18 protein-coding genes are annotated in these 14,142 nt (G+C 35.8%); 1 reads left to right on the top strand and 17 read right to left on the bottom strand.

What is annotated here, in order from left to right; all coding sequences use genetic code 11:
• Nucleotides 1–10: 10 nt before the first annotated feature.
• The 17 genes from KH286_RS01605 to cobU all read right to left on the bottom strand — a co-directional run bounded on the left by KH286_RS01605 (nucleotide 11) and on the right by cobU (nucleotide 13,736).
• Nucleotides 11–889 (bottom strand): polyprenyl synthetase family protein, encoded by an 879-nt coding sequence (locus tag KH286_RS01605; protein ID WP_278617545.1) that lies wholly within the window; start codon nucleotides 887–889, stop codon nucleotides 11–13.
• A 9-nt stretch (nucleotides 890–898) separates the two neighbouring features.
• Nucleotides 899–1,105, bottom strand: coding sequence for an exodeoxyribonuclease VII small subunit (gene xseB, locus KH286_RS01600; protein WP_004697322.1), 207 nt, complete (start codon nucleotides 1,103–1,105; stop codon nucleotides 899–901).
• Nucleotides 1,080–2,303, bottom strand: coding sequence for an exodeoxyribonuclease VII large subunit (gene xseA, locus KH286_RS01595; RefSeq protein WP_008713905.1), 1,224 nt, complete (start codon nucleotides 2,301–2,303; stop codon nucleotides 1,080–1,082). Before xseA ends, xseB begins: the two co-directional genes overlap by 26 nt.
• A gap of 2 nt (nucleotides 2,304–2,305) precedes the next feature.
• Nucleotides 2,306–3,259, bottom strand: a complete 954-nt coding sequence (locus KH286_RS01590; protein WP_008713902.1) for a metallohydrolase — start codon at nucleotides 3,257–3,259, stop codon at nucleotides 2,306–2,308.
• The gene (nusB, locus tag KH286_RS01585; protein WP_008713900.1) at nucleotides 3,259–3,663 is read right to left on the bottom strand and encodes a transcription antitermination factor NusB; all 405 of its coding nucleotides are present in this window, start codon (nucleotides 3,661–3,663) and stop codon (nucleotides 3,259–3,261) included. Before nusB ends, KH286_RS01590 begins: the two co-directional genes overlap by 1 nt.
• On the bottom strand, nucleotides 3,653–4,048 hold the full coding sequence (locus KH286_RS01580) for an Asp23/Gls24 family envelope stress response protein (protein WP_278617544.1): 396 nt from the start codon (nucleotides 4,046–4,048) through the stop codon (nucleotides 3,653–3,655). Before KH286_RS01580 ends, nusB begins: the two co-directional genes overlap by 11 nt.
• A gap of 11 nt (nucleotides 4,049–4,059) precedes the next feature.
• Nucleotides 4,060–4,440 carry an Asp23/Gls24 family envelope stress response protein gene (locus tag KH286_RS01575; RefSeq protein ID WP_004695801.1) on the bottom strand — a complete coding sequence of 127 codons (381 nt, stop codon included), beginning with the start codon at nucleotides 4,438–4,440 and terminating at the stop codon, nucleotides 4,060–4,062.
• Nucleotides 4,441–4,575: 135 nt separating this feature from the next.
• Nucleotides 4,576–5,133, bottom strand: a complete 558-nt coding sequence (gene efp, locus KH286_RS01570) for an elongation factor P (protein ID WP_004695799.1) — start codon at nucleotides 5,131–5,133, stop codon at nucleotides 4,576–4,578.
• Nucleotides 5,134–5,148: 15 nt separating this feature from the next.
• A complete protein-coding gene (locus tag KH286_RS01565) occupies nucleotides 5,149–6,222 on the bottom strand; it encodes a M24 family metallopeptidase (RefSeq protein ID WP_278617543.1) in 1,074 nt (357 codons plus the stop codon).
• 70 nt (nucleotides 6,223–6,292) lie between these two features.
• Nucleotides 6,293–6,991 carry a pseudouridine synthase gene (locus tag KH286_RS01560; RefSeq protein WP_008713895.1) on the bottom strand — a complete coding sequence of 233 codons (699 nt, stop codon included), beginning with the start codon at nucleotides 6,989–6,991 and terminating at the stop codon, nucleotides 6,293–6,295.
• Nucleotides 6,991–7,629, bottom strand: coding sequence for an alpha-ribazole phosphatase (gene cobC / locus KH286_RS01555; protein WP_004697091.1), 639 nt, complete (start codon nucleotides 7,627–7,629; stop codon nucleotides 6,991–6,993). The genes KH286_RS01560 and cobC overlap by 1 nt, the downstream gene beginning before the upstream one ends.
• A gap of 7 nt (nucleotides 7,630–7,636) precedes the next feature.
• Nucleotides 7,637–8,767, bottom strand: a complete 1,131-nt coding sequence (locus tag KH286_RS01550) for a pyridoxal phosphate-dependent aminotransferase (RefSeq protein WP_278607196.1) — start codon at nucleotides 8,765–8,767, stop codon at nucleotides 7,637–7,639.
• A 24-nt stretch (nucleotides 8,768–8,791) separates the two neighbouring features.
• Nucleotides 8,792–9,676, bottom strand: a complete 885-nt coding sequence (locus KH286_RS01545) for a serine/threonine protein kinase (protein WP_021148137.1) — start codon at nucleotides 9,674–9,676, stop codon at nucleotides 8,792–8,794.
• A gap of 73 nt (nucleotides 9,677–9,749) precedes the next feature.
• Complete coding sequence (gene cobS / locus KH286_RS01540; RefSeq protein WP_278617542.1) at nucleotides 9,750–10,643, bottom strand: adenosylcobinamide-GDP ribazoletransferase; 894 nt, start codon at nucleotides 10,641–10,643, stop codon at nucleotides 9,750–9,752.
• Nucleotides 10,643–11,635, bottom strand: a complete 993-nt coding sequence (cbiB, locus tag KH286_RS01535) for an adenosylcobinamide-phosphate synthase CbiB (protein WP_278617541.1) — start codon at nucleotides 11,633–11,635, stop codon at nucleotides 10,643–10,645. Before cbiB ends, cobS begins: the two co-directional genes overlap by 1 nt.
• A 12-nt stretch (nucleotides 11,636–11,647) precedes the next feature.
• Nucleotides 11,648–13,165 carry a cobyric acid synthase gene (locus KH286_RS01530; protein WP_004697395.1) on the bottom strand — a complete coding sequence of 506 codons (1,518 nt, stop codon included), beginning with the start codon at nucleotides 13,163–13,165 and terminating at the stop codon, nucleotides 11,648–11,650.
• Complete coding sequence (cobU, locus tag KH286_RS01525; RefSeq protein ID WP_004695782.1) at nucleotides 13,158–13,736, bottom strand: bifunctional adenosylcobinamide kinase/adenosylcobinamide-phosphate guanylyltransferase; 579 nt, start codon at nucleotides 13,734–13,736, stop codon at nucleotides 13,158–13,160. The genes KH286_RS01530 and cobU overlap by 8 nt, the downstream gene beginning before the upstream one ends.
• A 63-nt stretch (nucleotides 13,737–13,799) precedes the next feature.
• Between cobU and KH286_RS01520 the strand changes: the two genes are divergently transcribed.
• Entirely contained in the window at nucleotides 13,800–14,135 is a 336-nt protein-coding gene (locus KH286_RS01520; RefSeq protein ID WP_004695781.1) for a hypothetical protein, read from the top strand.
• The last annotated feature ends 7 nt before the right edge of the window (nucleotides 14,136–14,142 follow it).

The raw sequence follows: 14,142 nt of genomic DNA, 5'->3' as shown, positions 1-14,142 counted from the left end.
GTAATACCCATTAATTCGTACGTTCTAAAAGATAATCTATTAATGCTGATAGTATAGTTGTATCATAAGAAACCAAATTTAACGCATCATGAGCTTGGCTACCTACTAAGTAGGATTGATGTTTTGCTTGCTCTAAACCTAGTAAAGATACATAGGTAGATTTATGTTGGCGAATATCACTACCGGGTGTTTTCCCTAATTCTTCAATAGTACCGGTTACATCTAAAATATCATCAGTAATTTGGAATAATAATCCCAGGCAATTAGAATATTCCATAAGGGCTGTTCGCGTAGTATTATTAGCACTTCCAAGAATAAGACCTAATTCTACAGAAGCGTTAAATAGTGCACCTGTTTTACCAGTATGTAAAACCTTTAATTCTTCTAAAGGAATATGTTTATCTTCACTGAGCAAATCAAAGGCTTGTCCCCCAACCATACCTTCTGGACCAGCAGCAGTAGCAACACATTTTATAGCATCTAGTTTTTGCTGTGCACTAGCAACTGTATTTGAAGTCATCAATTGAAAGGCATATGTTAATAACCCATCACCGGCTAAAATAGCAAGTCCCTCACCGTATACTTTGTGATTGGTCAAATTACCTCTGCGATAATCATCATTATCCATAGCTGGTAAATCATCATGAACTAATGAATACGTATGGATACACTCCATAGCACATAGAAATTCCTTATAATCAGCTGGCTCTTTATGAAGCATTTCCAACACAGCCTTAGTTAAAATAGGTCGTATTCGTTTGCCACCTTGCATTAAACTATAATTCATAGATTCATAAAGTTGTTCAAATTCTTGATTTGGGCTATTAAGTACTTCGCCTAACCATTGTTCAATATTTTGTTTGCTAGATGCTAAATAATCTTTGAACATAGAATCTCCTTATTCGCTGATGCGGACTTCTTCGATAATTTGTTGTACTTCATCTTCAACAGAGTCAAGCATTTCAGCACATTCTTTTACCAAAGTTAAGCCCTTTTTATATTGTGATAAAAGCTCAGAAATGGTCATATCCCCATCATCTAATTGCTTAACAATATCTTCTAAGGCCTTATATTTTTTCTCATAACTTTTTAGTGATGCGGCCATCCTTGTGCGCCTCCTTTACCGTAGCAGTAATATAACCATCAGCTAGTGTAACTCGTATATCGTCATTTGGTTGTAATTGGGCAACCGAAGTAATAGGTTTGTTATCATGCTCAACCTTTGCAAAACCTTTAATCATCATTTGTAATGGATTTAGTGACTCTAACTGTTGTGCCAATAATGCTAAGCTATGTCTCTCTGCATTACATCGTTCTTTAGTTGCATTAGTTAGAGTTTGAGAAAGCTCTTGTAAGTGTGATTTTTGCTTATGTAAAAATTGCAGAGCTGGAATGCCAAGTTTTCGATTAAAGAGCAATGTTAAATCTGTACGTTTTTGTTGTAGTGTATAGCGTATATATTCGTGTAAATACTCTTCTTTTTCTGTCAACTGATCTTGTAATATAGTAATTGGAAGTACTGCCATTTCTGCAGCATGGCTAGGCGTAGCACCACGTACATCAGCTACATAATCACATAAGGTGTAATCTGTTTCATGACCTACCGCCGAAATAATCGGTGTATGAGCATTATAAATTGCCTCTACAACAGCTCTATCATTGAAACACCACAAGTCCTCCATAGATCCACCACCACGACCAACGATGATGACATCAATATCTGGATCAGCATCTGCCGTAGCAATTCCTTTTGCTATAATTGGGCCTGCGGTACTACCTTGTACAGGAACGGAAAACAATTTAAATTGAACTAGTGGATTGCGTTGTTTACTAACATGTAGAATATCATGTAATACAGCACCAGATTGGGATGTAACAATACCAATGCAACTCGCCATATAGGGTAAACCTACTTTATGGCTATCATCAAAGTACCCCAAAGCAGTTAACTCTCGTTTTAGAGCGTCAAATTCGAGCTGTAACGGACTTTTAGCACCTATTTGCATATCTGATGCAATGAGATTTAAACGGCCCATTTTATTGTAAAAGTTAACAGATGCTTTTACAGTTACTAATAAACCATTTTGAATGGCATTAGCTAGTCCCTTTTGCATGACGGTACTAGACCACATTGTCACATCAATAGCAGATTCCTCATCTTTTAAAGAAAAATACATATGACCACTGCTATGACGTTTTGCATTAATAATGGTACCACTTACATATACATTCTTTAATAGATATTCACGATCTAAGGTACGTTTTATGAGATTGTTTAATTGTGTAATGGTTAATACATTCACGATTATCCTCTAGATTCTTGTAAATAAGCAGCACCAAAAGCATTACCTGTGGCATTATCAACAGAGAATTGTGGTTGCGCCACATGTAATTGGAGATGATTTCGTTTACAATAGGTTTCCATCCGCTTACGAAGTAAACTATTACTCATCACACCACCTACAGCAATGAGTGCACGTACAGGTTTCTCTTTAGTATGATAAGTAATCATTTTTTCTAGAGCATTTCCAATGGAAGTAAAAACAGCTCTAGCTAACTTAGATTTATCTATATCACTCATAGCGTTATTTATACGCCGCATAGCAGCACTACAAGGACCGGCAAAGCTAATCCATCCGTCTTTTACAGATGATGGCAATGGTTCATATTCTGTAGTTTGTAATGCTAATGCCTCTAAATGTTTACCTGCAGGAAATGGTAAGCCCAACGCGACACCTATGCGATCAACATATTGTCCCCCTTGTAAATCTCTAGAACCACCAACGATATGAGATTCAAAAATACCGTTTCCTTGATAATGGCAATATAATAGTTCTGTCGTGCCACCTGATAGATGTAATGCCAAAAATGGGTCATTAGGAATATTTTTTAAATCCCTCAAAGCAGCTAATATATGATTCTCTTGATGTGCAAAAATATGTAAAGGCACATTCATAAGATGACTCAAGGTTTGCCCCTGTCCTAACCCGACCATAAAGGCAGGCATATAAGAGCGTTCTTCACGGCGCGGAAAGCCACTAACACCTATGCCGCTAATTGGTACCTGAGGCAACTCTGACATTAACTTAGGCAACGCCTTTGTATGCTGAAAGACCATATTTGATTGTTGTAGTCCTCGCTCACCCAGTTTTACCTCTAAGATTTTACGTGCTTCCCCTACTATGTGAAAGTCGCTATCTACAATGGCACAACTTGTGGTGTAACAACTCGTATCAATGCCTAAGTAATATCGTTTCATTATTTACTCTTATTATATGCATCTAAGATTGCATTAATTAATTTATAAGATGCATCAGAGCCAAACTCTTTAGCTAATTGAATGGCTTCATTAATAGCAATAGATGGCTCTAAAGGTTCCACTTTATTGTTCATTTCCCAAACTGCAATACGTAAGATAGAACGATCCACCTTATCTAAATTTGCTACTTTACGAGATTTACAGAATGGCTGTAATGTAGCATCAATTGCTTCAACATTTGATAGTACACCCTCTATAATACTATTTGCATATGCCTTATCCATTGCTTTATGAATGTTTCCTTCGGGAAATTGAACATCATTTTGATCAGTATGAAATTCATTGGCATATAACATTTGGAATGCGTATTGACGAGCCTCTCGCCGATTTCGCTTAGTTACCATGTAAAACTTGCTCCTTTTCTTTTACAATACCTTCAATATGCACATCAACCTTAATATGATCAAGATCTAGCATATTTTTTAAGGTTTGTTTGATTTCTAATTGCAATTGTTTCGATAATTCAATGAGATTATATCCATACAATGCTTTAATATAAATATTAATTTCAATAAAACCTTTACGATGCTTTACATTGATACCAGGTAAGCTACGCTGACCAAAAGCATGGGTAATACCCTCTACCAACTCATCGTAAAAGCGTGGGCTTAAAGAATGAATACCAGGAATGGTTCCTAAAGTTTTTGTTGCTACATCAATGATGACAGAATCTGCAATATCAATGGTATCCGTGTCTAAACCATAATTTAATTGATTATCTGAACTCATAGAGATACCTCCTATGGCTGTTGAGGTGTTACTAAATCATCAAAAATAATGTCTTGTACAACTACATCAATAGTTTGAACCTCAATTTCTGTATAAGAGACTAAAGCAGTTTTAATGCGCTCTTGTAGACGTAAAACAACATCAGGAATACGATATCCATACTGAATGCACACATATAGTGTAACTGATATTGCTCCTTCATCGTTAAAGGATATCTTAACACCTTCATGATCGGATTTACGTCTAAAAAAAGTGTTAACGCCATCATTAAAGGTGGAACTCATATGATGAATTCCCTTTGTGTCAAGCGCTGTCATTGTTACAATTGTAGCATATACATCATCATTAATCTTAATCTTACCCGACTCTAGTTCAGTATTTTTCTTGGTCATACTGGCCTCTTTCAAAAAAAGCACCTGTCCCTATATATAATTACATAGACGACAAGTGCTTACAGTGCAAATGTTACGATATATGGGGAATAAGATTCCTTGAAAAGATCTTGCCCCAATACATATCAATGAGTATTAGGCACGTTCGATGTATTGTCCTGTACGAGTATCAATACGAAGTACATCATCTACTTCAATGAAGAGAGGTACTTTTACAGTGTAGCCTGTTTCTAATACGGCTGGTTTATTACCACCAGTTGCAGTATCGCCACGGATACCAGGATCTGTTTCAACTACGCGAAGTTCAACAGCTACAGGTAAATCAATACCGATTACGATACCTTGGAAGAACATGATGGATACTTCCATATTTTCAAGAAGGAAGTTTTTAGCATCACCTAATTGTTCAAGGGTAAGTTCAACTTGATCATAAGTTTCGTTATCCATGAATGTATAAGAGCCATCAGATTCATATAAGTATTGCATACGACGACGATCAACATGTGCTTTAGGCACTTTTTCACCTGCATTAAATGTACGCTCAACTACAGAACCAGTTTGCAAGTTTTTCATTTTAGTACGTACGAATGCAGCACCTTTACCTGGTTTAACGTGTTGGAAATCAACTACTTGCCATACATTACCGTCAATTTCAACGGTTACACCTGGACGAAAATCATTACTGGAAATCATCTAACTCTTCTCCTTCTAAATACCTATTTCAATTAACTCTTTTGGACTATGTGTCAACACCTCATAGCCGTCAGATTTGACGATGACACTATCCTCTATTCTCAATCCGATAGTACCTGTTATATAAATGCCAGGTTCTACCGTAATGATCATATTTTCTGTAAATACCGTATCGGATTTAGTATTGGCTACTGGTTCTTCGTGAATCTCAAGACCTACGCCATGTCCAGTACCATGATTAAATTCCTTGGTATATCCATGTTCTTTAATATAATCACGACAAACTGCATCAAGTTCTTTACCAGTAATACCAGCCCGAACTGCAGCTACGCCACGTTTTTGTGCTTCTAAAACTATACCATACAGCTTCTTTTGTAATTCAGAGGCAGGCCCCATTACAATAGTTCTAGTCATATCAGAATGATAACCCTTATATACTGCACCAAAGTCAAAGGTAACAAAATCACCTGCTTCAATGACCTTATCACTGGCTACACCATGAGGCATACTAGAACGATTACCAGAAGCAACAATGGTTGCAAAGGAAGGTTCCTCTGATCCACGTTTTAACATTTCTGATTCTAATATAATGCGCGCTTCGTTTTCTGTCATCTCTACCTTTAGTTGTGGTAGCAAGGCAGCAAAAGCATCATCACCAATTTTAGCGGCTTTACGCAATAAGTCTAATTCGTCTTCACGCTTAACCGCACGTAGTTTTGCAAAATTGATAGATGTAAAATTAAAGCGTTCATCTAATGTATCACATAAAGTTTCATACGTATCCACAGGCATTTGTTTGCCTTCTATACCGAATAAACCTTCGTGAATATGATGTTCATTGAATATATCTACAAGAGTATCCATAACAGTTGTTTCATATTGAATAACTGTGTACCCTTCACATTGTTTTGTTGCTTGTTCAGTATATCTGAAATCAGTAATCATAAAGGCTTTATCTTGAGTAATGATAGCAAAGCCTATAGTACCAGTAAAGCCTGCAAAATAATGTAGATTTATAGGGCTTATTAAAATGACGCCTGTTAATTCTTGCTCTTTAATATACTGTTGTAGCAGATTTAATCCATTCATAATCTTGCTCCTAGTCTATAAAGTACAATTAATCTTACCATAAAATACCTATATTGAATAGAATTTTATGCTATTTTTTAAAGCCCTCTATCTGTTCAACGGTCAATTCCATTGCAGAACCAACCTCTTCAATGCCACTTAAATCAATATGACCAATCGTAAGACGTTTCAAATATGTTACAGTACCACCTGCAGCACCAATCATGCGCTTAACTTGATGATACTTACCTTCTTCAATTGTTACATGTACTGAATGTAACGATACAAATTCAATTTCTGCCGGTTTACATTGCGTACCATCTCCAAGAAGAATTCCCTCTTTAATACGTTGTATACCTTCATCAGATAGCGTTCCTTCAAATTCTACGTAATAAACCTTAGGCACATGTTTATTACCATTGATGATAGAATGTCCCCACACACCATCATTAGTTAATAGTAAAAGTCCTTCTGTATCCTTATCTAATCTGCCTACTGGAACTACTCCCATTTTTATGAATTCTGGAGGGAGTAAATCCATAACAACAGGGTGACTAGAATCTTCTACGGCGGTAACATAGCCCTTTGGCTTATGAAATTTTACATAATATAGTTGAGTAGTACTAACAATCTTACCATCAACAGCAACTATATCAACATCAATATCAATATGAGTATCTTTTTTCGTTGTTATACTACCATTGATGGTAACCCTTCTATCTTTTATGATTTGATGGACTTCTTTTCGACTACCATAAGCTTTATTGGCTAATAATTTATCTAGTCGCATTATGCATGACCTTGTAATACATCTACGTGTGCTGTATCATTGAGCAAGTTTAAAATATTATGATCAAATTCTCCCATGCCATTATAGAATATACGATTTATTGCTGTATTACCTTGACTAAAATTCCAACAATGACTAATGGAAATATCTAATAATTTACACAATAATGTTCGTATAGTTCCACCATGACAAGCAATGAGAAGTGTTTCCTCCTCATTATTAACATTGATGAATTCCTCTAGACCTGCCCATGCACGGTCTTGTAAATTCTTAAAGCTTTCACCATTAGGAACCTTAACTAGATGTGGTCGCAAATACATTTCATCTATCAAACCAGGCCAACGATCTTCGATATCTGAAAATAACATAGCTTCCCAATCACCAAAATTAAGTTCTCGTAAGCGTTTATCTACCGTAATAGGAGTAGTACGTTCACCGCGAATGACTTCAGCTGTAACTAAAGCACGACTCAAATCACTAGATAATATGCGATCAAATTTAACATCTTTAAGAGCCTGACCACATGCCTTTGCTTGATTTAAACCATTTTCATTAAGTGGAACATCTGTGATGCCTTGGTATTTTCCCATTTTGTTCCAATCAGTTTCACCATGGCGCACAATATACAATGTCTTCATAGTCTTCCTATACTTTCAAAATATCTGTTAATTTTTCTACTAACCTAACATTAGTATCATGATCTTTTATTGCAACGCGAACCCATTGATTATTTAATCCCATATAAGAATCACAGTTGCGAACAATCATATTATATTTTTTAAGCGCTTCATTAATCGACTCTGCTGTTATTCCTTCTTGTTCAATGTGGAACAACATAAAATTAGCTGAAGGCGGATATATAGTAATACCATCTATAGTATCTAATGAGTTATACATAAAAAGTTGCTCTTCATGTAATACTTGTTTTGTTCGTTTCACATACTCTACATCATTCAAAGCCGCCTCTGTATAGGATTGAGCTAATGTGTTAACAGACCAAGTTGGAATAAAACTATTTAGTTGCTCAATGATAAGAGGATTGCTGAAAGCAGCACCAATTCGTAGCCCTGGCACGGCATAGAATTTTGTAAAAGAATGAACCACGATAATATTATCAAACTCGTTAACTAGGGAGCGCATGGAGTATTCATTATCTTGTAATGTGTCGTTACCAACAAAATCGATAAAGGACTCATCTATAACAAGTAAACTATTAGCATCTTTCAGCATGCTTGCAATAGTACGAATATGATTCTTATCAAGTAACGTACCATCTGGATTATTGGGATTACCTAGAAATACAATAATACGACCATCTTGCCCCTTTAACTCAGCTGCAAAAGTTTCTAATGCTAAATAAGGAACCTCAAAATAAGGTTTTCCATGTTCATCTTCCCGTGGTCTATAATAAATATCGCGTACTGGAATTCTACTTGCTTCTAAAGCTGCTTTATATTCAGAAAAACCTGGTGCGGGAACAAAAGCGCCCGTATAGCCAGGTAACCGACAAATTGCATATAATAGCTCTGCCGCTCCATTGCCAACTACAATTTGATTTTTATTCATACCATAGATATCAGCAATGGCATTTAATATATCATCATTTGTAGCATCCGGATAATGTGATATATATCGCAATTGAGATTCTAATGCAGATAAGCCTCGTTGGCTAGGGCCTAGTGGATTGATATTAGCACTAAAGTCAATAACCTCATATGGTTCAATTCGTTGTTCATGGGCAAACTGAAAGATATTGCCCCCATGTATTTTAGACATACTATTCTCTTTCTATGAAATACTTTATCGTTTGATATAAGTTAATCCTTCATTCGTAGTTTCAACCGTATCTACATAGGTTAATTGTGGCAACTTACGCAAAATCTCATTCTTACAATCATTAATACGACCATAATCAACGGGGAATAATAGTCCCATAATGGTTCCGCTATGAGCGATGATTGTTCCTACACTATTATAAGAATTACCTACATCGTGAAAGTCATATAAATTAGGTTTATATAAAATACGCTGATTGCCAAAGGCACTCAATGTAGCAGCTTGGCCAATAAGCTTTATATCATGCGTTGTAAGCCCCTGTTTAAACAAATCAAAGGATTCTTGTATAATAGATTCTTTTTCTAAAATTTTATTTTGTAAATCTGCTTGTTTATTAAAGCTAACTGTATCAATGCTACCGCCTTCGTCAAAAACGAGGATTTTTAAAGGTGGGCACATACCTAATGGCTTAGAGATAGTCCCTTTAATATAATCAAACTGAGTTACACCTTGATAAAAAGAGGCATCTGTAGGCTCTACAGATAGACAAATTTGCTCAAGTTCTTTTAATGATAAATCATAGTCCATGGCCAAAGCTGTAGCCATAGCTGTTACAGAAATATCTGCCGAACTTGAAGCCATGCCTTTTCCTTGTAGAATATCGGATCTTACATACACAGGCGGGCAAATTTGATTTTTCTTTTTTTCTTGGACCAACTCTTGTACTAATTTACGAGCTTGTGCAGACTTTGGTTGAAGTGCACAAAATTCTTTAGAAAAAGGTTGTATTACATTACTCAATGCATAGGAGTATCGATTAATTGGACATGTCACTAAAAATGACTGACCATCAATAGAACCTTGTAGAAATTCCCCACATGTACCTGGGGCTCTTACATAATAGGTCACATTAAACTCCTTTCACATCAAATAAAGTATACGTTCTAAAAATATTAAAACTTTGAAAATCAAAAATTTAGAGTTAGAACATAGTTGGATTATTAACTACCGTAGCTGATAGTATAGATACAATTATGCTATATACCAATATCAATAATACTTCAGTTACTTCCACAACAAATCCATATGTATCACCAGTAGTGCCACCTAACGCTTTTACAATATAGCGGTTTAATAATCGGTTAATAATATACGTAATAAGCATGCTAACAATATTGATTTGGAAAATACCTATAGTAGCATATACTAACACACCTAATCCTACCAAATATCCTACATCAGGTGCTGATAAAATTGCATAAGCACCATATAAAAGTGTATATAATACTAAACCGATTAATAGTAATAGAATAGGCATAAAGAACGTAGATATGGTGTTATAAGTAATAACATGTTTAGGTGCTAAATTAGCAAATGCTGCCCCCATCCCCTGTTCTCTAGCATATGGATAGGATCGAATACTAAAAACCATAGACCAACGGCTCATTAAAGGCATCATAATGAGTGCCATAGGTATAAATTCAGCCGATGGAATCGAAGCTAATAATTGCCATTTCAAAAGTGTAACAAATACAAAAGCAACAACTCCAAAGGCGCCTATACGACTATCTTTCATGATTTCTAGTTTACGTTCTCTTTCACGGCCGGAAAACAAACCATCGCTTGTATCCATCAAACCATCAGCATGAAGGCCACCAGTTATTAAAAACTCAGCCACAACGATAATTAACATCAATGGCATAATCGGAATAAATGGCGATAATACGCCATATAATATAGCTAATATGAGACCAATAATAAGGCCCACATAAGGAAAGGCTACAACAGATTTACCAAAGTCCTCTACAGACCATTCAGTTTGATTTACAATTTTTAAACGCGTTAAAAATTGTAGTGCTATAAAAAAAGGTGTCATTATACATTCATCCCATAGGTAATGACTGTACTAATGATAACCATTAGTATAGTCGTAACATACATCATATAAATTGTTCGAGTAATATGGTTACGGTTTAGCTTTTCAATAGGATCCCCCATATATTCACGGAAGATCATTTTTTTGAAATACTGATTGTAACCACCTAGACGGATATGTAAGGCCCCTGCCACAGGTGCTTCTGCATACCCCCCATTAGGACTAGGATGTTTTTTTGCATCACGTAAACCGATTTCTATTGCCTTTTTAGCATCAAAGCGTAAAAAGAATGCAGAAATTACAAATAATACAAAGGTAATTCGGGCAGGAATCCAATTTAATATGTCATCAAAGCGTGCAGCTACGCGACCAAAGTACAAGTACTTTTGATTCTTATAGCCTAACATAGAATCCATAGTATTAGCAGTTCTATAAAGAATAGCCCCCATAGGGCCACCGATAATAAAAAAGAAAAAAGGTGCAATAATACCATCTACCGTATTTTCCGCAATCGTTTCTACTGTAGCCCGAGTGATTTCGCTTTCATCTAAGTCTTCCGTATCTCGTCCCACAATCCATGATAAACGTTTGCGAGCATCTACAATATTACCTTGTTTTATTAACTGACTAATGGTAAAACCTGCGCCAGCCAATGAACGTGGAGAAATGGCAATGTAGAGGATCACTACTTCGAAAGCATAGTATACCCATTCGTCTACTACTCCACCTAGCCATAACAATAAAGATACTATGATATATACCGATATAAGAATTAAACCTACTGCAATACCACCGTACCACAATTTCTTCGTATCATTATCAGTGTCTTTATAAAGAACGGCTTCAAAAAAAGATATTATACGTCCAATAATGGCCACTGGATGATATTTACTATTGGGATCTCCAATAATTAAATCCAATAAAAATGCTAAAACTGGTATGCACACAAAGTTATACTTTGAAAACCAGTGAAAAATTGCTAAATGTTCCATATATCTCCTCTACTATCCCAAGGTAGACATAATATAATCCATATCTAGATGTTCCTCCACAATATCAGCTAAGCGATTATATGCCGCATTTTTATGGTCAAAATAATGGAATACTACATCTAATGGTTGTAATCCCTTGCGTTCACGTAATTGATTGATAATAAAACGTCTAAACTCGTCATTATCAAATACACCGTGAATATATGTACCCATTACTTGATGATTACCATCAATAAAACCATCAATAACATTGACAGCCTCTTCACTGCGACTTGTAATTGTAAAGCAACGAGACACCGAATCTGCTAGTGGCGTAGTATCCCCCATATGAATTTCATAGCCTACTAATTTTTCACCCCTGAAAGTACCATTTAAAAACTGTAAATTAGATACATTGAATTGTACTTGATGGGTAGTTTTTTGAGCCTTCATAGTCGTGGAGGATTCAACAAGGCCAAGTCCTTCAATTTCCTCGATATCACCTTCCATATGATGCGGATCATAAATAGTTTTACCTAACATTTGGTTACCGCCACAAACACCGATAACAGGTGTACCTTGAGCAGCCAATTTTTTGATTTCATCAGCAAAGCCTGTATCACGTAAATATGTTAAGTCAGCCAATGTATTTTTAGAACCAGGTAATATAATTAAATCTGGCGTACCGATAACATCTCCAGGGCCTACAAAACGGACAGATACATCTGGCTCATAATTAAGTGCATCAAAGTCTGTAAAATTAGAGATTTTAGGTGTTTGCATAACTACGACCTGAATATCTTTAGTACCACTATTGCGTTTGTTCTCTAATGCAACAGAATCTTCTTCATCAATATCGAGGTTCTCAATGGCAGGAATAACACCTACCACTTTTTTACCTGTTTTTTCTTCAATAAATGTAAGAGCTGGTTCTAATAGTTTGATATCACCACGGAATTTATTGATAACGATACCTTTAATAAGATCGCGTTCTTCTGGTTCTAATAATTCTAAGGTACCAACAATGGACGCAATAGCACCACCTCGGTCAATATCTGCAATGAGAAAAACTGGAGCTTGAGTCATCTTGGCAATACGCATATTTACAATATCATTTGCTTTTAAGTTAACTTCTGCAGGACTACCGGCACCTTCGATAACCATCATATCAAAATTTGAGTCTAAGAAATCAATAGATTCTTTAACCTTATCTAAAGCGGTTAGTGAATATTTTGTATGATATTCTTTGGCACTATATACGCCAACAGGTTTCCCCATCAATACAACTTGAGACGATTGATTTCCTGTAGGTTTTAATAACACAGGATTCATTTGAACAATTGGATCAATACCAGCGGCTTCGGCTTGAGCGACTTGAGCACGGCCAATTTCATCGCCCCATTTTGTCACATAAGAATTGAGGGCCATATTTTGTGCTTTAAAAGGAACGGTCTTAAAACCTTTTCTATAAAAAATACGGCATAATGCAGTACAAAGAATACTTTTACCTACATTAGAACTCGTTCCTTGAAACATGATTTTCTTAGCCATTTATATGAACCTCCTGTGATTTCAATTCAATGGTAACACCACTAATTGTTAAATAGAGTTTATCTGCAACAGAAGCTACTGCTCGATTCACACGACCAGCAATATCTCTAAAATATCTAGCCAGTTTATTATCCGGCACAATACCTAACCCAATTTCATTGGTCACAAATATAACTGTTTTACCTTCACATGATTGTATCGAGTCTAATAAAGTGTCTAATTCTGAAAGTATTGTCTGTTCTAACCGATTAGCATCTTCTTGACCACGAATGGAGCCATAAGCCATCATGTGATTGGTAGTGAACATGGTTAAACAATCTATAAGAATTACATCTGCTGATTGACTGATATTTTCCCATTCATCAGCTAAATGTAAAGGTACTTCAAAATTATTCCATATTTTTCCTCGTCGCTCTTGATGTTTTTTGATGCGATCCACCATTTCCTCATCAAAAGCTTGGCCCGTAGCTACATAAGCTTTTGGCCCCTTTGTAGCCAATGCTAAACGTTCAGCAAATTCACTTTTTCCACTGCGTGCCCCACCGGAACACAATATAATTTGTGATTTCATAATGCACCTATACAAGAATTTATAATTTCAGTATCATTATAAGTATAACAAAGGAGCGATACTATGGAAATTATGAATATGAAACTAAAAATGATGGCTACGCTATGGGATAATACATATCGTGTTGCCATCGATGACGGACAAGGTAAATATATTGGTACTGCACGAGTAGTAGTGAATGTTCCTCTACCACCAGAAGCTTTACCTGAAAATGCACCGCAAGTTGAAGCACAACTATTAGTATTAGTTGAAGACTTTGATTTCGGCGCTGATAAAATTATAAACTTTGAAACAACATTAGCCAATTTATTAAGAGAAAAATTCCGTTATGAAATTCCTCATATCTTCTTTTACTATCCTAGCCCTCAAGATGTTTTAAACCAAACAATTTCACAATAGGTCTATA

Origin of the sequence: Veillonella parvula (genome assembly GCF_018378075.1) — a bacterium.
Lineage (GTDB): Bacteria > Bacillota > Negativicutes > Veillonellales > Veillonellaceae > Veillonella > Veillonella parvula_K.
Note: the sequence above shows the minus strand (reverse complement) of the source record. Positions and strands in the feature narration are given on the sequence as shown.

What these genes read in the sequence shown, in the direction of transcription:
- KH286_RS01605 (WP_278617545.1), bottom strand. Translation starts at nt 889, where the DNA reads ATGTTCAAAGATTATTTAGCATCTAGCAAACAAAATATTGAACAATGG.
- xseB (WP_004697322.1), bottom strand. Translation starts at nt 1,105, where the DNA reads ATGGCCGCATCACTAAAAAGTTATGAGAAAAAATATAAGGCCTTAGAA.
- KH286_RS01590 (WP_008713902.1), bottom strand. Translation starts at nt 3,259, where the DNA reads ATGAAACGATATTACTTAGGCATTGATACGAGTTGTTACACCACAAGT.
- nusB (WP_008713900.1), bottom strand. Translation starts at nt 3,663, where the DNA reads ATGGTAACTAAGCGAAATCGGCGAGAGGCTCGTCAATACGCATTCCAA.
- KH286_RS01580 (WP_278617544.1), bottom strand. Translation starts at nt 4,048, where the DNA reads ATGAGTTCAGATAATCAATTAAATTATGGTTTAGACACGGATACCATT.
- KH286_RS01575 (WP_004695801.1), bottom strand. Translation starts at nt 4,440, where the DNA reads ATGACCAAGAAAAATACTGAACTAGAGTCGGGTAAGATTAAGATTAAT.
- efp (WP_004695799.1), bottom strand. Translation starts at nt 5,133, where the DNA reads ATGATTTCCAGTAATGATTTTCGTCCAGGTGTAACCGTTGAAATTGAC.
- KH286_RS01565 (WP_278617543.1), bottom strand. Translation starts at nt 6,222, where the DNA reads ATGAATGGATTAAATCTGCTACAACAGTATATTAAAGAGCAAGAATTA.
- KH286_RS01560 (WP_008713895.1), bottom strand. Translation starts at nt 6,991, where the DNA reads ATGCGACTAGATAAATTATTAGCCAATAAAGCTTATGGTAGTCGAAAA.
- cobC (WP_004697091.1), bottom strand. Translation starts at nt 7,629, where the DNA reads ATGAAGACATTGTATATTGTGCGCCATGGTGAAACTGATTGGAACAAA.
- KH286_RS01550 (WP_278607196.1), bottom strand. Translation starts at nt 8,767, where the DNA reads ATGTCTAAAATACATGGGGGCAATATCTTTCAGTTTGCCCATGAACAA.
- cobS (WP_278617542.1), bottom strand. Translation starts at nt 10,643, where the DNA reads ATGACACCTTTTTTTATAGCACTACAATTTTTAACGCGTTTAAAAATT.
- cbiB (WP_278617541.1), bottom strand. Translation starts at nt 11,635, where the DNA reads ATGGAACATTTAGCAATTTTTCACTGGTTTTCAAAGTATAACTTTGTG.
- KH286_RS01530 (WP_004697395.1), bottom strand. Translation starts at nt 13,165, where the DNA reads ATGGCTAAGAAAATCATGTTTCAAGGAACGAGTTCTAATGTAGGTAAA.
- cobU (WP_004695782.1), bottom strand. Translation starts at nt 13,736, where the DNA reads ATGAAATCACAAATTATATTGTGTTCCGGTGGGGCACGCAGTGGAAAA.
- KH286_RS01520 (WP_004695781.1), top strand. Translation starts at nt 13,800, where the DNA reads ATGGAAATTATGAATATGAAACTAAAAATGATGGCTACGCTATGGGAT.